At 36.7% G+C, this 21,076-nt stretch carries 14 protein-coding genes, 1 tRNA gene and 1 pseudogene; 11 read left to right on the top strand and 5 right to left on the bottom strand.

Features of this window, described 5'->3' with window-relative positions; genetic code table 11:
• Positions 1–184: 184 nt before the first annotated feature.
• The 3 genes from ACHUE4_RS06950 to ACHUE4_RS06940 all read right to left on the bottom strand — a co-directional run bounded on the left by ACHUE4_RS06950 (position 185) and on the right by ACHUE4_RS06940 (position 1,842).
• Positions 185–257, bottom strand: a tRNA-Val gene (locus ACHUE4_RS06950).
• A gap of 76 nt (positions 258–333) precedes the next feature.
• Positions 334–867 carry a 2'-5' RNA ligase family protein gene (locus ACHUE4_RS06945; RefSeq protein WP_394188650.1) on the bottom strand — a complete coding sequence of 178 codons (534 nt, stop codon included), beginning with the start codon at positions 865–867 and terminating at the stop codon, positions 334–336.
• Positions 868–1,143: 276 nt separating this feature from the next.
• The gene (locus ACHUE4_RS06940) at positions 1,144–1,842 is read right to left on the bottom strand and encodes a thermonuclease family protein (RefSeq protein ID WP_394188649.1); all 699 of its coding nucleotides are present in this window, start codon (positions 1,840–1,842) and stop codon (positions 1,144–1,146) included.
• 60 nt (positions 1,843–1,902) lie between these two features.
• On the opposite strand from ACHUE4_RS06940, the gene ACHUE4_RS06935 reads away from it, so the two are divergent.
• Positions 1,903–2,748, top strand: a complete 846-nt coding sequence (locus ACHUE4_RS06935; RefSeq protein ID WP_394188648.1) for a DNA-3-methyladenine glycosylase family protein — start codon at positions 1,903–1,905, stop codon at positions 2,746–2,748.
• A gap of 173 nt (positions 2,749–2,921) precedes the next feature.
• A complete protein-coding gene (locus ACHUE4_RS06930) occupies positions 2,922–4,199 on the top strand; it encodes an MDR family MFS transporter (protein WP_394188647.1) in 1,278 nt (425 codons plus the stop codon).
• 46 nt (positions 4,200–4,245) lie between these two features.
• Here ACHUE4_RS06930 and ACHUE4_RS06925 read toward each other — a convergent pair whose 3' ends face one another.
• The gene (locus tag ACHUE4_RS06925) at positions 4,246–4,389 is read right to left on the bottom strand and encodes a hypothetical protein (RefSeq protein ID WP_394188646.1); all 144 of its coding nucleotides are present in this window, start codon (positions 4,387–4,389) and stop codon (positions 4,246–4,248) included.
• Between the two features lie 118 nt (positions 4,390–4,507).
• Between ACHUE4_RS06925 and ACHUE4_RS06920 the strand changes: the two genes are divergently transcribed.
• Together ACHUE4_RS06920 and ACHUE4_RS06915 are read left to right on the top strand one after the other, a co-directional pair.
• Positions 4,508–5,446, top strand: coding sequence for a Gfo/Idh/MocA family protein (locus ACHUE4_RS06920; protein ID WP_394188645.1), 939 nt, complete (start codon positions 4,508–4,510; stop codon positions 5,444–5,446).
• 85 nt (positions 5,447–5,531) lie between these two features.
• A complete protein-coding gene (locus ACHUE4_RS06915; protein ID WP_394188726.1) occupies positions 5,532–6,923 on the top strand; it encodes an aldehyde dehydrogenase in 1,392 nt (463 codons plus the stop codon).
• Positions 6,924–7,461: 538 nt separating this feature from the next.
• On the opposite strand, the gene ACHUE4_RS06910 is transcribed toward ACHUE4_RS06915, so the two are convergent.
• Positions 7,462–9,063 (bottom strand): two-component system sensor histidine kinase NtrB, encoded by a 1,602-nt coding sequence (locus tag ACHUE4_RS06910; RefSeq protein WP_394188644.1) that lies wholly within the window; start codon positions 9,061–9,063, stop codon positions 7,462–7,464.
• 102 nt (positions 9,064–9,165) lie between these two features.
• Between ACHUE4_RS06910 and ACHUE4_RS06905 the strand changes: the two genes are divergently transcribed.
• The 7 genes and pseudogenes from ACHUE4_RS06905 to ACHUE4_RS06875 form a co-directional block, all read left to right on the top strand.
• Complete coding sequence (locus tag ACHUE4_RS06905; RefSeq protein ID WP_394188643.1) at positions 9,166–10,221, top strand: M42 family metallopeptidase; 1,056 nt, start codon at positions 9,166–9,168, stop codon at positions 10,219–10,221.
• A gap of 11 nt (positions 10,222–10,232) precedes the next feature.
• Positions 10,233–11,717, top strand: a complete 1,485-nt coding sequence (locus ACHUE4_RS06900; protein WP_394188642.1) for a UDP-N-acetylmuramoyl-L-alanyl-D-glutamate--2,6-diaminopimelate ligase — start codon at positions 10,233–10,235, stop codon at positions 11,715–11,717.
• Between the two features lie 108 nt (positions 11,718–11,825).
• On the top strand, positions 11,826–13,400 hold the full coding sequence (locus ACHUE4_RS06895; RefSeq protein ID WP_394188641.1) for a peptide chain release factor 3: 1,575 nt from the start codon (positions 11,826–11,828) through the stop codon (positions 13,398–13,400).
• Positions 13,401–14,209: 809 nt separating this feature from the next.
• Complete coding sequence (locus ACHUE4_RS06890) at positions 14,210–15,232, top strand: EAL domain-containing protein (RefSeq protein WP_394188640.1); 1,023 nt, start codon at positions 14,210–14,212, stop codon at positions 15,230–15,232.
• 196 nt (positions 15,233–15,428) lie between these two features.
• Positions 15,429–18,497, top strand: a complete 3,069-nt coding sequence (locus ACHUE4_RS06885) for an efflux RND transporter permease subunit (protein WP_394188639.1) — start codon at positions 15,429–15,431, stop codon at positions 18,495–18,497.
• 343 nt (positions 18,498–18,840) lie between these two features.
• Complete coding sequence (locus ACHUE4_RS06880) at positions 18,841–19,926, top strand: SDR family oxidoreductase (protein WP_394188638.1); 1,086 nt, start codon at positions 18,841–18,843, stop codon at positions 19,924–19,926.
• Positions 19,927–20,155: 229 nt separating this feature from the next.
• Positions 20,156–20,833, top strand: a pseudogene (locus ACHUE4_RS06875) (TerC family protein); the annotation flags it as partial.
• Between the last annotated feature and the right edge of the window lie 243 nt (positions 20,834–21,076).

The raw sequence follows: 21,076 nt of genomic DNA, 5'->3' as shown, positions 1-21,076 counted from the left end.
CTCCTAACAATATACATACCCATTTTTATGTTAAATAGTCCTTTTTAAAAAATTAATTCAAAAGAGCTGAACTACTTTATTGTGGAAGGCATGGTCAATAAAGAAAAAAGCATCACCTCCGAAGAGATGATGCTTTTTAGAGAAACCCTTGTTTATAAAGGTTTCTTACGGGTTCTAGACCCAATGATCCCGACTGGGCTCGAACCAGCGACCTCCACCCTGTCAAGGTGGCGCTCTCCCAGCTGAGCTACAAGATCGTTTTTACTAGGACAAATTCTATTATATCGCTGTGGACTAAATAGTCAATGCCCTAGGATAGGTGTTCATGCATTACTAGCTTAAGAAGTGAGTCCATTCAGTTTGAGCTCGACCGTTGACGATGGTCCAACATTCGATGGCTACTGCTTTACCATCCATCGGCTCAAATGCTAGGGCAGCACGTTGGAACAATGGTCCCCACGTATTAAGTGCTGTGTTGTTTAATAAAGTAGCATGAGGTACCCATTTTCCTGGCAGGTAAGGGGATATCTCTGTTGTATGTAAATCGGCAATTAAATTATACAAATCTGTATGGAATTCTATTAATTCTTTCGTGATCACAGGAGCGGCAAAAAACGTTCCCTTTTGTTTAAAAAAGCCAAGTGAAGCGAGAGAGATAAGCAATTGTTTTTGCTTTTCACTCCACGGCTTAATGATTTCGCCAAGAATTCCAGGATGAACTTGTTCAAAAGTAAACAAACTCATATGAGGAGGAATTAACGTTTCTTTCCCACGAAGGGCAGCCCCTGCGAGATTACTTTGATCTTGTTCTAATTTAGTGGACAATTTATAGTCAAATCGAAGTACAAGTACTTGCATCTGATTCATTCCCTTCTTCATGATGCGGATTTTTGATATGTAATTTCGTTGAAAAAGAGTGAATTTCCTCTTTTAAATTAATTGTTTGGAAATCATGAATTTTTGAATGAAGCGGGTGAATTCTAGAATAGGGGAGGTGAATCCTTGAATGTGCCTAACGAATTCTAGAATAGACCTAACGAGTCCTAGAATACGCCCAGTCAATCCTAGAATACTCCTCATGAAATCGAGAACAACACCTCGTTAGCAAAATCACTCAGCCATTATTTCTTCAAATCACACCATTCATCCGCCGGCTTTTCTAAAACCAGCGGCTTTCGCTTCTCTCTCTGAACAGAACCATTCTTCTGGGTTTGTTTGGATATAGTGCTGACTATCTGGTACGTGATAAATTTTGTCCCCATCACGATTAATGTTGCCTTTTATTAAACAGTCACTATTTTGCTCAAATACGGCTTGATTAAAACCTCGATCCGTTGCATAGTTTTCGACTTCCCAAATGCCTTTTTTCGCATCTTTGGCAATTTCTTGAGCTTCCTCAAACTGATCTAAATAACGAGTATTTGGAGGATAGATATACGCTACACGTCCTAGCCCTTCAGATAAAAGCATTTCTTGAACGGATTTTCCATCGATATACACATAGGCAAGAAGTCTACCGTAGTCATCCATTCGATCTCCGACATCAAATTCAATCGAAATTTGTCCAGTTTTCATAATCTCTTTGTGACGTGCACTCGCTTCTTCGCCACCGGGTTGTTTACCTAGCGTTTGATGTCTGACTTCCGGAGTATCTAAAAGTAAGTAGCGAATCGTTTCGGTGTTTCCGTTATACTTAACTTTAATGGTATCACCGTCGATTACGTCGACTAATTCTACTGGAATTTGTTCGGTCGTGCCGGTTGTTTTTGTCGTTTTACTTGGTTGTTCTTCACATGCTGTTAATAAAAGAAGGATTGAACAACAGAGTAGCCATTTTTTCATTTTTCATCACCTGTACATATGGTATCATATTCTATTTTTTTATGTAGAAAGGGTTATATTATGAAACGAATAATTGAATTAGATTTTGCCTACGATTTTGAGCGAGTATTGGATCGTCTTTCAATGGACCCCATTATTTCATTAAATAAAGACAAAAGAAGTGTTCATATTCCACTTGAAGAAGGAAAAATACTGACACTCCGTGCAACCGGAACTACAAATCAACCTGTATTTGAATTGGATGGTGTTGAATCTGAAGAGCAAATGAACTTCGTAAAAGAGATTTTTCACTTCGACCGTTCGTTAGATCCGATACATGAACATTTTGCTTCTACTAATTTATCGGCTGTTTTTGACGAACATAAGGGTACACCGATTGTGCGTGAATTTTCACTTTACGCAACGTTAATGAAAAGTATTATTCATCAACAGTTAAACTTAGCTTTTGCTCATACATTAACGACTCGATTTGTGCATACATATGGCCATGAAATCGATGGGGTATGGTTTTATCCAAAACCAGAAAAGATTGCACGGCTTCAAGTGGAAGAACTAAGAGAACTTCAATTTAGTACGCGCAAAGCTGAATATGTGATTGGTGTATCTCAAGCGATAGCGAGTGGGGAATTAAATCTTGAAAAATTGGCACTTGAAGATGATGATACGATTACACAAACCTTGATTAAATATAGAGGGATTGGACCTTGGACTGCCCAAAGCTTTTTATTATTTGGACTAGGTCGACCTAATTTATTTCCGTTAGCGGATATCGGACTTCAAAATGCGTTGAAAAAATTGTGGGGATCCACTGAAAAACCAAAAGCTGAAGAAATGTCTTCACATTTCCCACAGTGGTCACCATTTTTAAGTTATGCATCGCTTTATTTGTGGAGAAGTATTGAATAGGTTCGATTTAAAATGTGTATTTCTATCTCACAGGCTTTATTAGCAAAAAAGAAATTGCTGAAACTTTGAACAGATGAATTATAAAAAATTAGAGAAACAGTTGTACTGCTTATTATTTCGACTTAACCTAAGTAGGATTAGTGTATTGAGCAAGTCATCTAGGGAGAAACAACATGAAGATTAAAGATTGGGATAAAAGTTTAAAAGCAAGATTAATCGGTGAAGCATTTATGAACATCACGTTTTGGATGTTCTTCCCGTTCCTTGCGATCTACTTTGCAGAGGAATTCGGGAAAACAACAGCGGGCTTTTTGCTCATTTTGTCTCAAGTGTTCTCGGTAGCTGCAAATTTAGTTGGTGGATATTGCGCTGATCAATTTGGTCGCAGAACGATGATGGTCATTTCGTCATTTGGACAGGGAGCAGCATTTTTCTTATTTGCTTTCGCTAATTCACCATTTTTAGAATCACCTGGATTAGGATTTATTGCTTTTACAATTGCTAGTGTTTTTGGTTCTTTATACTGGCCAGCCAGTCAAGCAATGGTCGCTGATGTCGTTCCAGAAGAGCATAGAGGAGAAGTATTTGCAGTCTTCTATACATCTATCAATATTGCGGTCGTTGTTGGACCAATTTTAGGTGGTATTTTCTTCTTTAGTGCACGTTTTGGTTTAATGGTTGTAGCAGGCTTAGTGTGTTTATTATTAGCATGGATTTTAATTAAATTTACGAAAGAAACATTACCAACGAATGTTGATAACCTGGCAACGGATACTCCTAAAGGGGCGATGCATGCCATTCGTATGCAAGTAAAGGATTACGGAGTGATTATGCAGGATAAGCTCTTCTTACTATTTATCATTGCAGGAGTTTTAAGTGCACAAACTTTTATGCAACTTGATTTGTTACTTCCTGTGTATGTGAAGGATGTGATTGCAAATCCTCAACTGATGTCTGTTTTTGGATGGGATTTCAAGTTAACAGGCGAGTTGGCATTTAGTGTACTTATTTCAGAGAATGGTTTATTGGTTGCATTACTCACTGTAGCTGTTACACGTTATGTACTGAAATTCAGTGAAAAAAATGTCTTCTTTATATCTTCTATTCTATACACAATCGCGATGATGGTTTTCGCTTATTATGAATTGTTTTGGATTTTCGTATTAGCGATGGCCATTTTTACATTTGGCGAATTAATGATTGTCGGCTTATCTCAAAGCTTTATTTCCAAGTTGGCACCTGAACATATGAGAGGACAATATTTTGCAGCAGCTAGTTTACGCTATACGGTCGGGCGAATGATTGCGCCATTATCAATTCCAATGACGGTTTGGTTCGGGTTTTTCTGGACGTTCACTATTATTGCCATTCTATCCTTACTTAGTGCCTTTGTGTATTATTTAATGTTTTATTTATATGAACAAAAAAAGACAGCTTCTCCTGAGATTTAAGGGGAAGCTGTTTATGTATGACATGTTTGGATATTTCTCTTCAAATTTATTGTTCCAATGTTTCGACTTCTTCAGTATCATCAAAGTAAATGAACGCTTCTTCCTCTAACTCGTTTAAGCGATCTTTGTTAATTCCTAAGCTTAAGCTTCCTGAAAAGATGGGTTCCCACCAAGTTTCTGTTTTTAACATGTGTATTTCCTCCCTTATTTTTCTTAATTGTTTGACAGTTCTTTACCCGTAAAAGTTACAGTCTGAAACAAAGTTTTTAAAAAATGAAACAAATTTTCTAGAAGGAGTGTTGATTCACTTGAAGAAAACAACGTTTGCACTAATTGGAACTGGCATTGTAGGAGAACGTATTATTAATCAGATTTTGGCACATTCTACATGTGAAATCGTGGCAGTGTATGATGAAAATTCGACACGATTGCAGGAAATAAAGTCAAAATATCATTTACATAGTTTGAATTCTTTAGATGAGTTATGGGCTTTAAAACCTGACTGGGTGTATATTGGAACGCCTCCTAATCAACATGCTCCTCTGACTGAGCTAGCTGCAAAACACGGCTGTCATATATTATCTGAAAAACCTCTTGCCCATGACGTAAGCGATGGTGAACGGATGGTCGAAGTGACAAAGGAAATGAATGTCCATTCTGCCATGCATTTTCCGCTTATGTATAGTGATGCAGTTCAATCCATGATGGCTGCAGTAAATGATGGTACACTCGGAAGCATCCAAAGAATCGAGCTTCAAACCTATTTTCCACATTGGCCGAGACTGTGGCAGCAAAATCCATGGATTGCATCACGCGAGCAAGGTGGCTTTATAAGAGAAGTATTTCCACATTACTTTCAAATCATGTATAGACTATTTAATCATTTTTCCATACAGGCATTTCAAACCAATTATCCTGAAAATATAGAATTGTGTGAAACTAGTACAATTGCATTTGGTAAGACGAATGAAAATATTCCAATCCTAATAAATGGCCAGTCTGGTATAGCACAAGAAGAAATGTTGTCCTTTAAAATTTATGGGACAAAAAAAGTGATGACCTTAAAAAATTGGTCGGAATTATGGGAAGCAGAAATAGATCAAGAAGCTAGAAGAATAGAGCCTAAGGTCAAAGCCTCCACCTTATTTGAAGAGTGTCATTCCATTATGCAAAATAAAGATGCTTACCTCGTAACTTTTGAAGAAGGATTAATCGTACAAAAATGGATTGATCAATTACTAGAGTAGATTTTAAGCGAATAGTTTAAGCCTCTTAATCTTTTGATTATTAACATGCGAAAGACTACTATTAGGCTATAAGAAATGGAGTGAGATAATGAATTTTACAGCTCAAGATGTGGAACAAATGATCAATGTACAACATGATTTTTACTATAAAGGGATGACAAAGTCCGCTGAATTTCGTAAAGCACAATTGGTGAAATTAAAACAAGCTGTTCAGCATCACGAAGCAGAAATAATAGAAGCTTTGTATAAAGATTTAAGAAAAAGTGAATTCGAAGCATATGCAACAGAGGTTGGCTTCGTTTTAGATAGCATTGGATTTATGTTGAAAAATCTAGATGAATGGATGAAACCTGAACCAGTAAAAACTTCTCTTCATTTAATGCCAGCGAAAAGTTTTATTTTACGTGAGCCTTATGGTTCTGTTTTAATCGTAGGACCTTTCAATTATCCATTTCAACTAGTAATGGAACCATTAATCGGGGCAATAATCGGAGGGAATTGTGCAATTGTTAAACCATCTGAATCTGCTTATCACACGGCTCAAATTATACGCAAAATTATTGAAAGCACATTCGCTCCACATTATATACGTGTAGTTGAAGGTGAGAAAGAAGAGACTTCTGCTTTAATTCATGCGCCATTTGATTATATCTTCTTTACTGGTAGCGTTGCGGTTGGAAAAGTGGTTATGAAAGCTGCTTCAGAAAGATTAACACCGATTACTTTAGAACTGGGTGGAAAAAGCCCGGCCATCATTGATCACACAGCAAATTTAGAAGTTGCGGCAAAAAGAATCGTTTGGGGTAAATTTGTTAATGCAGGGCAGACATGTGTCGCACCTGACTATTTACTCGTGCACAAAGATGTGAAAGATCGATTCATTCAATTATTGTCGAAAACCATTACAGAGTTTTTCGGAAAAGATCGTCAAAGCACTCCGGATTACGGCCGAATCATTAATGCTCGTCAATTTAATCGATTGGAACAATTACTCCAAAAGGAATCTTCTCAAATCGTATTCGGAGGAAAAGTGGATGCAAACGATTTATATATCGAACCGACTATTTTAGACGGCATTTCTTGGCAAAGTCCTTCAATGGAAGATGAAATATTTGGACCGATTTTACCCGTGATGACCTACGATCGATTGGAAACTGCGATTCAACAAGTTCGCAAGTTACCAAAACCATTAGCGGCTTATTTCTTTAGTGAAAATGAAAAAGCAACTTCTTATTTCTTAGAAGAATTACCATTCGGTGGAGGATGTATAAACGATACCATTTCGCACGTAGGAAGTGCCCATATGCCTTTCGGTGGTGTTGGACCTTCAGGTATGAATGCGTATCATGGGAAAGCAAGTTTTGAAGCATTTACACACGCCAAATCAATATTAAAGAAAAGCACGAAGCTGCCAATCAATATTGTATTTCCACCATATAAAAACAAAGTGAAGCTAGTAAAGTCGTTACTCCGTTAAGGAGAACGGCTTTTCTTTGTATTGTTGACTAACATAAAAAATGTTGATTTCCATTGCGACGGTCGCTTTCCGCGGGCAAGACTTCAGCCGCTTCCCTCGCGATGCTCAGTGCAGGGTCTTCAGTTCTTGCTCATTCCGCCGGAGTCGCCGTCTCCACTCCAATCAACTACATTGAACATATAAAAATAATTATTGCATTTTTAATCATATACACATTTGAATTTATTATAGCCATATCAGTAAAGTAATATTTAGACATTAAGAAATTATAACGTTTTCATGCCACGAAAGTTGTAAGATGAAGATGATCGACTAATTAGCATTTTTAGTAGGATAATGGTCGGGTATTTCTGAAGACTCTTGCAGAATAACGAAATACGCTAGGCCCCACAGGCTTGTGTTTCGTCCGCGGGAAGCGAAAGTACTACCCGACCACCTAATTTATCATTCAAGTTCAACACATCAGAAATCAAATTTTTATAATGTTATATAAAACCATTACTCTTTTATCCACAGTATGAAAAAATCAGCTCTTCCATTAGGAAGAACTGATTTTTTTTCGGTCTCGATAGGGAAGTGAAATGGACACCTCCGTACCGATTCCAACTTTACTACTTATTCGGATGGAACCTCCATGTTCTTTAATGATCTTTTCAGAAATCATCATGCCAAGACCAGTTCCAGATTGTTTTGTTGTAAAGAAAGGTTCGAAAATTTGCTGAACAACGTCGGGAGACATACCAGGCCCATTGTCCTTAAAGCTAATGGTGATCTCTCGATCATTCTGGACCGCAACCTCCGTAGATATATTCAATTGACCATTTTCACCTAATGCTTCAATGGCATTTTTAACAATGTTTATAAATACTTGTTTAATCTGATTGGGTTCGCCTAAAACAAAAGTCTTCGATGAATTGATATGTTCTTTTAATTCGATTGCTTGCAAATTTAATTCTGGTTTAAATAACATCACAACATCATTTAGAATATCTTCAACTATAAATTCTTTTGAGGTAGTGACATGAGGTTTTGCTAATACTAAAAACTCACTAATGATTAAATTAATTCGCCCGAGTTCAGACTGAATGAGCTGTGTGTAAGAGTGATAGGGACTTTTAGTATCTTGATTCATCATTTGAATAAATCCAGAAATAACCGTCATTGGGTTACGAATCTCATGTGCTACACCTGCAGCGATTTCACCCGCTAGTTTTAACTTTTCCGATTGCACCAGCATCCGCTCAGCTTCTTTTTTGTAAGAAATATCACGAGAAATCACGGACATCGCTACTAATTCGTTATCTCGATTATAAATGGGTGAGAGAGTAAGTTGTGCATCGAAGTAGGTTCCATCTTTCCTCATATCTTTTGTTTCAAGGAAATGAAACGTTTCACCCGCGAACACTCTTTGGACTCTTTCAATTGATGCCTCAATATTCTCAGGAGGGATTAATGGGATTTGATTACCAATGCATTCCTCTCGAGTCCATCCGTACATTCGTTCAAATGCAGGATTGACCTCGATTACACGAGCTTCTAGGTCAAAAACAGCAATACTGTCTTTTGCATTTTCAAAAAACAGGTGAAGATAGCCTTCTTTTGATTCGAGTGCACGTTCCATCGATGACTGGTTTTCCTCCATCCTTTTCCAAGCTTTTTGAATGAAAACTGAGTGAAAGATTGCAGTTAAACCTAATAAGAAAAATAGAAAAAGTAATTCAAATAAATCAGCGTAATCGATAGTTTGTTTAAACGTGCTAAAAGATCGATTAAAAAAGTAGATGATTTCCATTAAAGTAATTCCTAAAAGAATGATATTAGGGATGACAGAATGGTATAATGAAGCGACAAATAGTGGATATATGAATAATAAAACATGGATATAATAAGGAGTATCAATATTAATTAACACGATGTACCCATTTAATCCAAACAGTAATAAAAATTGTATCCATTTTTCATTTACATCCATCTTTTGCAGCATGGATAAAAGAATCCAATAGACAATAGCAAGTAAAGGGATATGTATGGATAATTCAAAATGAACGAAAATGGATGAGAATGTATGTATGAATAATGCGACCGCAAATATATTTAGAAATAATCGATTACGTTTTCGTAAAATAAATGTATTTTCCATAGTTCACCTCATTGAATAGGTAGTACCATTATCATACATGATTTGCCGGTGTCGTAAAATGCCGAATTTTGTTAAGATGTATATATATAGGGGGTTTTATGAATGTATGGTTCATTTAACGAAAGAGAGACAATTAACATTCTTAAAAAATTAGTAGAAACACCAAGTCCTTCAGGCTATACAAACGAAGTGATGAAGGTCATTTCTTCTTATTTAGATGAGTTAAGCGTAGACTATGTAAAAACAAATAAAGGTGCTATTGTAGCAACTATATTGGGCGATAACAATTCTAATCATAGATTATTAACAGCTCATACGGATACTTTAGGGGCAATGGTAAAAGAAGTTAAAAGTAACGGGAGAGTCAAACTTTCATTAATCGGCGGATTTAGTTGGAATGCGATGGAAGGCGAATCATGTTTTATACATACTTCTTCAGGGAAAAAGGTTCGTGGAACAATTTTACTGCATCAATCGTCTGTTCACGTTTATAAAAACTCAGGCTCCATTGAACGAAATGCCGAGAATATGGAAATACGTATTGATGAAAAGGTATTTTCGAAAGAAGATACAAGTAAACTTGGGATAGATGTTGGTGATTTCGTTTCATTCGATCCACGATTTGAAGAAACTGAATCTGGTTTTATCAAATCAAGACATCTAGATGACAAAGCTAGTACAGCACTTTTATTACAATTAATGAAAAATATCAAATCATCGAATATCCAATTACCTTACACGACACATTTTTACATATCTAATAACGAAGAAATTGGATATGGTGGTAACTCAAACATACCAAGTGAAGTAGTAGAGTATATTGCAGTTGATATGGGTGCGCTTGGAGATGGTCAAACTTCTGATGAGTATACTGTATCCATTTGTGCGAAAGATTCATCCGGTCCTTATCATTACGAGTTAACTCGTCACTTAGTCAACTTAGCTAAAGAGCATAATATCGGATATAAGTTAGACATTTACCCTTATTACGGCTCTGATGCGTCTGCTGCAATTCGAGCTGGATATGATGTTAAACACGCATTGTTTGGGCCAGGCATCGAATCATCACATGCTTTTGAGCGAACTCATATCGATTCATTAAAACATTCTGCTTCACTCTTAGAAGCATATGTAAAATCTCCGATGGTTTTGGAATAGGAGGAACAAGTATGCGCGCAGCTGACTTAATCAGTTGTTTGCCAGTTAAACAAATTAAAGGAACTTTACCTAATGAAATAATGGATATTGCTGTAGACTCAAGAAGTGTTCAGCCAGACTGTGTGTTTATCTGTATAAAAGGATATACAGTGGATGGACATGACTTTGTGGAACAAGCAATAGCAAATGGTGCTCGAATCATTATCTCGGAAAAAGATCTTGAGATTGATTTAGTACGAGTTGCACTTGTGATTGTCGATGATACGACACGTGCTGTTGGCCTCCTTGCTTCAAAGTTTTATCAATACCCTTCCAAATCTTTATCGATGATTGGGATTACAGGGACAAATGGTAAGACGAGTGTAAGTGGTATTATACAAAGTATGCTACAAGGCTTACAGGTAAAGTCTGCATTAACTGGCACAATTGGATTTAATTTAAATGGAGTATTATATGATTCGGCTAATACAACTAGTGATGCGTTGAGCACGCAACAAATGATTCATCGTGCTAAAGTTGAAGGTTGCGAAACCATGATTATGGAAGTATCTTCGCATGGTCTTGTTTTGGGCCGACTAGCTGGCGTGGAATTCGATATCGCTATTTTTACTAACTTAACACATGATCATTTAGATTTTCATGGGACGATGGAACAATACGGTCAAGCTAAATCATTATTGTTCTCACAACTTGGTCAGGATTTAGAGCAGTCTAAACATGCCATTTTAAACATTGATGACCCTTGGTCTAATCGATTAAAAGAATTAACAAGTTTTCCTGTTTGGACTTATTCAATTAAACAACATGCCCATTTTGAGGGATTAGATATTCAATTACATGCAGATTGCACACAATTTAATTTGAAATCTCCAGAAGGTACCTTCCCAGTTCGAATGAATTTATTAGGCGAATTCAATGTCTATAATGCATTAGCAGCGGTTGCTGCTCTGTATACAAAAGGCATTCCTTTAGACTCTATTCTAAAAGAACTTGAAAAAATTCCACCTGTAAAAGGAAGAATGGAAAAACTCGAGAGTGAGTTGCCTATTTCTATTTTTATTGATTATGCACATACACCTGATGCAATTGAAAAAGCCATTTCATCTGTTTTGGCGTTTAAAAAGAAACGTTTAATATTCTTGGTTGGAACTGGTGGAAATCGTGACCGTTCTAAGCGACCAATTATGGCAGAGAAGGCATCTGTAGCTGATTATGTAATTTTAACGACGGACGACCCACGAAATGAGCCATACGATTCGATTTTATCGGACTTAGAAAAAGGCATGAAGCATGACCAATATGCATGTATTGGAGATCGTGAAGAAGCGGTTAAACATGCCATTTCAATTGCCGAACCAGGAGATATGATTATCTTTGCGGGTAAAGGTCACGAAGATTATCAAATTATCGGAAGTACGAAGTATCCTCATAGTGACGGGGATATTGCACTCGCAGCAGGAAAGCTCAAATTCCAAGATTCTACATCACGAACTTAAAGAAAGAACCGATCAGTTTCATGGTCGGTTCTTTCGATGTTCCTGCACTTGTATTTTTATGAATTTTTCCATATGATGAATAAGGTAAAAGAAGGAGAATCATTATATATGAATAACCAAATTCAAGACCAAATAGAATCCAGAAGAACCTTTGCAATTATTTCCCATCCCGATGCTGGGAAAACAACGATGACCGAAAAATTGTTGTTTTTTGGCGGCGCTATTCGTGATGCAGGCACTGTAAAAGCAAAGAAAACGGGTAAATTCGCTACGTCCGATTGGATGGAAATTGAAAAACAACGTGGGATCTCTGTGACCTCGTCTGTTATGCAATTCGACTACGATGATTGCCGAATCAATATTTTAGATACACCTGGTCACCAAGATTTCAGTGAAGATACGTACCGAACATTAATGGCTGTTGATAGTGCCGTGATGATCGTCGATGTTGCAAAAGGGATTGAAGCGCAAACGATTAAACTATTTAAAGTTTGTCGACTTCGTGGAATTCCAATCTTTACTTTTATTAATAAAATGGACCGACAAGGTAAAGAACCTTTAGAATTAATGGAAGAGTTAGAAGAAGTTTTAGGTATCCAATCGTATGCGATGAATTGGCCAATCGGTATGGGGAAAGAGTTTTTAGGAATATATGATCGTTACAATAACCGCATTGAACAATTTAGAACAGAAGAAAAAGATCGCTTCTTGCCAGTAACTGATACTGGAGAGCTTGCAGTTGATCATCCAATGAAGGAATCGACTTATTACAAACAAGCAATGGACGACATTATGTTGTTAAATGAAGCGGGTAACGATTTCGATGTTGAGAAAATTAAAAATGGTGAAATGACACCTGTATTCTTCGGTAGTGCATTAACTAATTTTGGTGTTCAAACCTTTTTAGAAACCTATTTGCAATTTGCACCAACTCCACAACCAAGAAAAACAGATAATGATGTAACAATCAATCCAGTATCTGACGAGTTTTCAGGCTTTATTTTCAAAATACAAGCAAACATGAATCCGGCTCATCGTGACCGTATTGCTTTTGTAAGAATTGTTTCTGGTAAATTCGAACGTGGCATGACGGTTACCTTGGCTCGAACTGGTAAAACGTTTAAACTAACTCAATCAACTCAGTTTTTAGCTGATGATCGTGAAACAGTCAATGAAGCGGTCGCTGGTGACATAATTGGTCTCCACGACACAGGAAGTTATCAAATTGGGGATACAATCACTGGTGGCAAAAAATCATTCATGTATGAAAAGTTACCTCAATTTACCCCTGAACTCTTTGTACGTGTAACAGCTAAAAACGTTATGAAATCAAAGCATTTCCACAAAGGAATTATGCAACTCGTACAAGAAGGCGCAATACAGTACTACAAAACATTGCACACCGAAGATGTTATTTTAGGTGCAGTTGGTCAACTTCAATTTGAAGTATTCGAACATCGTATGAGAGCCGAATACAACGTCGAAGTTCGAATGGAACCAATTGGTAACAAAATTGCTCGATGGATTATGAATGAAGAGAAGGTTACTGAATCGATGTCTAGTCCACGAAGTATGTTGGTGAGAGATCGATTTGACAGGTATGTCTTCTTATTTGAAAATGATTTTGCGATGAGATGGTTCCAAGATAAGAATGAAGGCATCGAATTGTATAGTTTGCTTTAAAAATGTTGTTCCTAATTCAAAATGAATGTTTAGATGAGACGAAGTGTATTTTGCTTCGTCTCGTTTTTTGTATTCTTAATGAAGCTAAGACTTTGCATTTGTAAAAGAATTCTTCTTTAAAATCAATTCTCGAATTAGACAATTACAACTGAGATGGCGATACTTCTAACCAAGAATGTGATTTTTCGAACTGAGAACGGCAAAATTCTAACTAAGATCGTCAAATCTCTAACTGAGCGACCATTTACCAACAGTAACACCTGCCAAGCGGAGCGGGCAGGGCAAATAGGGGCTGACCGTTTCAATTTCGCAGCCGTTTGCTGTTGGACTAGCCCTATACTGAGATCTTACTATGAGGACAATTACAACTGAGATGGCGATACTTCTAACCAAGAATGTGATTTTTCGAACTGAGAACGGCAAAATTCTAACTAAGATCGTCAAATCTCTAACTGAGCGACCATTTACCAACAGTAACACCTGCCAAGCGGAGCGGGCAGGGCAAATAGGGGCTGACCGTTTCAATTTCGCAGCCGTTTGCTGTTGGACTAGCCTTATACTGAGATCTTACTATGAGGACAATTACAACTGAGATGGCGATTTTTCTAACCAAGAATGCGATTTTTCGAACTGAGAACGGCAAAATTCTAACTGAGATCGCCAAATCTCTAACTGAGCGACCATTGGTCAAATTAAATAGTGGTAAAAAAGGCCTGTGATAGAGAGTGATTTTTGTATAAATAGTTTTCTTTTGTCTACTAATACGATAAAATTAGGATATATAAATAAATAGAATTGAGGAGAATTAGATGAATAGTTGCATCCACTGTGGTATTTCATTTGATTTTTATGAGAAAGGTTTTTTCTTTATAGAATCAAATACACCAAAACCAAATTTGCCTCAAAAGTATGAAATGATTAATGATTATTTAGGATACTTCATATATGATTCTTTGCTTGAAATTGAGCAAGAATTGAAAGATTTAGATAATCAGGATGGAATTCGAATTGGATTATCGAGATCGAAGAGAGTCGAACGCTTAATAGATGTGAAAACTTTCAAATTGAGATATGAAGAAAAAGAAACCGTGAATTTCATTCAACATGGTGAAATGATGAGTCATTTACAACCAATTATTGATATGAAATCGAATGAGATTTTTGGATATGAATCTCTTTTGAGAGCAACAAGTCCTGACATGTTTATGTCACCAGGGAAGTTATTTCAAGTGGCATCACAAACAGGATTACATTCTCTTTTAGATCAACGTGCCCGAGAAGAAGCAATTAAAGCACGTAATGGCAAAATCTCTCCTGGTGTTAAAAGTTTTATTAACTTTTTACCTTCGACTATTTATAATCCTGATTTCTGTTTGCAACATACATTCCGTATTGTCGAAAAATATAAAATTGATCCAGCTGATTTAATCTTTGAGGTAGTAGAGACCGAAAAAATTGAAGATGTGGACCATTTAAGATCTGTGTTAGATCGCTATAAAAAGGAAGGAATGAAAGTAGCGCTTGATGACGTAGGTGCAGGATTCTCAACGGTTGATATGTTGGAATTACTTCAACCAGATTATGTGAAAATCGATCGATCGTATATCAGTTTTTGTGATCAAGATGTGGAGAAACAGAAGTTTTTAAAAGAAACAAACGAAAGAGCGCAAGCTTTAGGAATTCAAACTTTAGCTGAGGGAATTGAACGAATTGAAGAGTTTGAGTTATGTAAATCGCTAGGATACAACTTAGCACAGGGTTATCTTGTTGGAAAACCAGCCGCTCAACCCACACTCGATGCTAGTTGGCTTGCTAAATCATCATCAAGATAAATCATTGAAATCCCTTAAGTTCTTTATGAACAATTAAGGGGTTTTTATGTTTTTCGTTAGGCGAATTCGAATAAATTAAAAAGTTGTTCATGATTCCTACACAACTGTTAAACATTTCTAATATTCATATTTGAACAAAGATACAGTAGAGCATATGATAGACATAGAAGCTTTTGTAGGAGAGGATTTACACACAATGAAAATTAGCGATTTTTCTATTAACCGCCCCGTATTTACGACTGTCATTATGTTTTTAGTATTAATTTTAGGAGCGGTTTCTTTTTTTAGAATTCCTGTTACCTTAATTCCAGAATTGAACCCCCCGATTGGAGTTGTCGTAACTAGTTATCCAGGTGCTAGTCCAACTGAAGTTAGCGAAAAAGTGACGAAGCCTCTTGAAACGAGTTTGTCGACCCTTCCTGGAATAAAATCTTTGCAATCATCTTCGCAAGAAGGTGCGAATTTTATTCTCATGCAATTCGATTGGACAACCAATATCGATGATGTCCAAAGTGATATAATGCAACGAATTGACCAAACTCCGGTACCAGATGAAGCACAAAAACCAAGGTTTTTGAAATTTGATCCAGCACAATTTCCGATTATTCAATTATCACTCCGCGCGCCAGAGAATGGTGGAGATGTTCGAGTTATAGCGGAACAACTCGAAAAAGAACTTCGACGAACGGACGGAGTTGCGAGTGTAAATGTATCCGGTGCATTAGTGGAAGAAGTTCAAATTTTACTTGACCCTAAAAAGTTAGAAGAAAAGGGACTTGCTCAATCTGATATTGTTCAACTTATACAATCTAACAACATTTCATTCCCGGGAGATCCGATTGATACAGAGGATGGAAAAAAATTAACGACCCGTATTATAAGTACACTGACGACAGTTGAGGACATTGAACAACTTGTCGTGACGGTTAATCCTTTAGATGGTTCGTCTATTAAGATCGCGGATGTCGCTTCCGTCTCACTAGGCGAACAAGAAGCATCTACTGAAACAACGGCTAATCAGGAACCAGCTGTTTTAATGTCTGTACTTCAAGAGTCAGGTGCCAATACAGCTGATGTTTCAACAGCATTTAAAGACTCTTTGTCAGAATTACTAGCAGACAAGGAATACGAAGGTGTTGAAGCAGATATCCTCTTTGACCAAGGAGATTATGTAAAATTAGCAATAGGTAATATCGGTTCTTCATTAGGTTATGGTGCTATATTTGCCATGCTTGTTCTATTTGTTTTTCTTAGAGGAATAAAAAGCCCGATTATTATCGGTATTGCTATCCCATATTCCGTGATTGTAACGTTTGTCCTTATGTATTTTGCGGACTTTGCTTTAAATATTATGACACTTGGTGCTCTGGCATTGGGAATCGGGATGTTAGTCGATAATGCCATCGTAGTTATTGAAAATATTGAACGTCATTTAGCAATGGGCAAAGATTCTAAAAGGGCAGCTATTGACGGAACGAAAGAAGTTTCTGGTGCTATTACCGCATCAACCTTAACGACGGTAGCCGTTTTCGTACCGGTTATCTTCATTACCGGACTAATCGGACAAATCTTTACTGAATTTGCCCTTACGATTTCCTTTAGTTTAATTGCCTCATTAGTTGTTGCTTTGACGGTAATTCCAATGCTAGGTAGTCGTATGTTAAAGAAACCAAAAGGAAATTCGGAAGCAAAAAGAAGACGTTCGAAGGCTTATAATAATTTTGAAAGATCTATAAAATGGGCTTTAGGTCACCGCACAGTAGTCATTATCGTAACTACGGTAATGCTTGGACTAAGTGCGCTAGGTTTATTCCAAGTAGGGACGGAATTTTTACCTGCTACAGATGAAGGATTTGTCAGTGTAAATGTGGACCTTGAAAATGGTTCTTCATTAGAAGCAACAAAAGAAGTAGTAAGCGATATTGAATCCATTTTCAAAGAACAAGCTGAAGTGGATGTATATGTGAGTTTAATTGGCGGAACACAACAAGGGCAAGCTCAAGGATCATCTCAGGCTAATCGGGCAGAAATCTATGTGAAATTAGTTCCTTTAGATAATCGAGATCGATCAATCTTTGAGTTTGTAGATGATGTGCAACCACTCGTACTAAAAGAAGTAGGAGAAGACGTCGACGTACGTTTCAACTTACAAACGGCTGCAGGTTCTACTCCAAATTCACTATCGTTTACAGTTACTGATTCTGATAATCAACGATTACAAAGTGCGGTCAGTGACATACAAGATTCATTATCAAAATTAGAATCAGTTACAGAAATAACAAATGATCTTGAAGATACAGTTGATGAAATACAAATGACGATAAATAAAGAAGCTGCAACTGAGTTCGGTATGCCTCCAGCTCAAATTGCACAAATCGTTAACAATGTTACTCGAGGTGTATTCGCCACACAAATTATTTCAGAAAACGATGATGTTTATGGTGTGTTTGTTCAATTCGATGAACAATATCGAAGCAGTATTGAGCAATTAAAGTTATTGAAGTTACGAACACCTTCTGGTCAATTTGTAGAATTGCAGGAACTTGCAACGATTGAAATTGCAGAAGGTCCAGTATCGATTAGACGGGTAAATCAAGCAAACTCTGTAGATTTTACTATTAAATATGCATCATCGCTTTCACTTGGAGAAATGTCTGATCAGGTAGATGAAGCGATTGCCGAATCGAACATACCTGATGAAGTTGACATTACTTTTGGAGGAGATCGAGAACTATTTGAAAGTGCAATCAATGATATGATGCTCGCTGTATTACTAGCAGTAGCCTTAGTTTATATCGTGATGGCAGCTCAGTTTGAATCCTTTAAATACCCATTTGTTATTATGTTCTCAGTTCCACTTATGATTATTGGGGTTGCTCTTGGATTGTTCGTTACTCAAACACCAATTAGTATTACCGCAGTTATCGGTATTCTTGTTTTAGTAGGGATTGTTGTGAACAATGGAATTATGTTGGTTGATTTTATTAACCAACGTAAAGGGGAAGGTTTAAGTTCTTACGAAGCAATCGTTTCTTCGGCTCGAGATCGCGTGCGTCCAATTTTAATGACAGCCTTAACAACGATTCTAGGGCTAATGCCTTTAGCTATCGGAATAGGTGAAGGAACGGAAATTAATCAGCCGATGGGAATTGTCGTGATTGGTGGTTTAATCAGCTCGACATTGCTAACGTTATATTTAATCCCTGTACTCTATAGTCTGCTTGATAAAGAAACACGAAAAAGAGCAAAAGAACCAAAGGCATAAACAGATAAGAGACATCTTCTAAGTCATTTTGTGACTAGGAGATGGTCTCTTTTTTCATGCCATCATTTTTGTTTCGTATTGCCTCGAATTCTAATTATCATTTGCTTTAAGGGATAGACCCCACAGTGCAGTTGCAAGAGACAAGTTCACGCGAAGAAAACGAAAGAATTAGCTGACCATCTTCTTTATTCTTTTTCACTCAAAAAGTCGTATTTTCTGATGTTTATTAAACTATTACTCACTTATCACCAGTCACTAACGTCTCGTCATTTTAAAATATTACATTGTTATTTAGTCAATGTTTTTGTAAAATTCAATTAATACATATTTTGGAGGAATGAAGATGCAGGTTCCATTGTTCACAGGTTTTCCAGGTTTTATTGCCCAGCAAATAATGAATGAACTGATTGAACAAAGGAAAGTAAAAGAGATGTATGCTCTTGTTTTACCAAGTCAAATGGAACATGCTCAAACCATAGCTGATTCGATGATGAGTCAACAAAAGGAAGTGAACATCTATCTTGTTGAAGGTGACATTACGAAACCTCATTTAAATATTGATGTGAATCTATTAGAAAAAATTCAACAGGACATCAATACAGTTTGGCACTTAGCTGCTATATACGATTTGGCAGTCCCAAAAGAAGCAGCAGTAACCGTAAATGTCCAAGGAACAGCTATGGTGAATGATTTTGTGAAAACTCTGCCCAATTTACGTAAGTACATCTATTTTAGTACTGCCTACGTTGCTGGAACTAGAGAAGGCTTATTAAGAGAAGATGAATTAATTCGTCCGGAGTCATTTAAGAATTTCTATGAAGAAACTAAATTTGATGCTGAAGTGTTAGTTGAGGAATTAAAAGAAGATTTGCCCGTAACGATTATTCGACCTGGAATTGTTCGAGGACATTCAAAAACTGGATCAACCATTAAGTTTGATGGACCGTACTTCTTTATTAATATGATCGATCGATTAAAGTTTTTACCGTTCATTCCATTTGTCGGCAAATCAAAGGCTTATATTAATGTCGTACCAATTGATTATGTAGTAAAATCAGTGGTGTATTTAAGCGAGAAAGAAGAGGCGGACGGGAAAACGATTCATTTAACAGATCCGTCATCTCATCCAGTTAAAGAAGTTTATCGTCATATGGTTGCTCAAATAACCGGCAAGCAACCGAAAGGTAGAGTACCACTGACATTAGCGAAAGTAGGATTAAATTCAAAATTACTAAGGAAAACATTAGGTGTTGAAAAGGAAACTTTGGATTACTTAACTTGGTCTGCTCAATTTGATACGACCGTCGCGAATTCATTGCTAAAGGATAGTGAGATTCGGTGTGAAGATTTCATTGAAAGTCTTCCCACGATGTTGGCGTTCTATGAACTTCATAAAAAAGATAAACAATATCATGTCGTCATTGAATAGAATTTGTTTACAGTGAATTCGATTGTGGTATAATAACAAATGAAAACTTTATCTACTTTTGACTGTTGTCAAAGGGGAGTAGCTATAGGGAAACCTACTTCATAGTCGTCATTACATGGCTTTCGCCATCGGTTATGATAGCCATTTTATTAATGTGCTTAGCAAGACCTTTGCCTTTTTTAAAGGCAGGGGTCTTTTTGTTTTCAATACATGATTAAAGGAGATAATTATGGAAATTTTATCAGCAGAATTTTTTGTGGCCTTACTTTCAATTATTATGATTGATTTAGTATTAGCAGGAGACAATGCCATTGTTATTGGTATGTCTGCAAAAAACTTACCTCTTCATCACCGCCGTAAAGCAATTATGTGGGGTACTGCTGGGGCAGTCGTAATTCGTGTTTTAGCTACATTAGCTATCGTATGGTTATTGAAGATCCCAGGTTTACAGTTAGTTGGGGGTATCATTTTAATTGGTATTGCTTATAAACTTTTAATTGAAGATGGAGATGCTGGTGATCATAAAAGTTCAACCACTCTTATGTCAGCGATTGGTACAATTATTGTAGCCGATACAATTATGGGTCTAGATAATGTTCTTGCTGTTGCAGGAGCTGCTCATGGTGATTTCTTATTAGTTGTAATTGGTTTAATTATTAGTATTCCGATCATGGTATGGGGAAGTACGTTATTTGTAAAATTAATCGACCGTTACCCAATCATTATTTATATTGGTTCTGGTGTATTAGCATTTACAGCTGCACGTATGATTACACATGAACGATTTTTAAAAGATTTCTTTGAATCGAATCCACTTATTACATGGTCAATGATTGCGTTCATTACAATTGCGGTACTTTTAGCAGGTAAGTACAAAAATCGTAAATTGATTGAGATTGCTGATGAGGTCGACGATGCAAACGAAATCGAAAACAAAGAAGAAGTCCTAAATGAAAACGAAATCGAAAACAAAGAAGAAGTAGTTATTGAAAACGAACTAGAAAATAAAAACGACAAAATTTAATGTCCAAAAACTGGTAGCATCTAAAAGATGTTTCCAGTTTTTTTTTTTATTACCCCCCAAAAATAATAGGGACTAAACGTATAGTATGTCGAGCATCAATTTTAAATGAAAGATGCTAAAAATTTG

The organism is Paenisporosarcina quisquiliarum (assembly GCF_043641925.1).
Lineage (GTDB): Bacteria > Bacillota > Bacilli > Bacillales_A > Planococcaceae > Paenisporosarcina > Paenisporosarcina quisquiliarum_A.
Note: the sequence above shows the minus strand (reverse complement) of the source record. Positions and strands in the feature narration are given on the sequence as shown.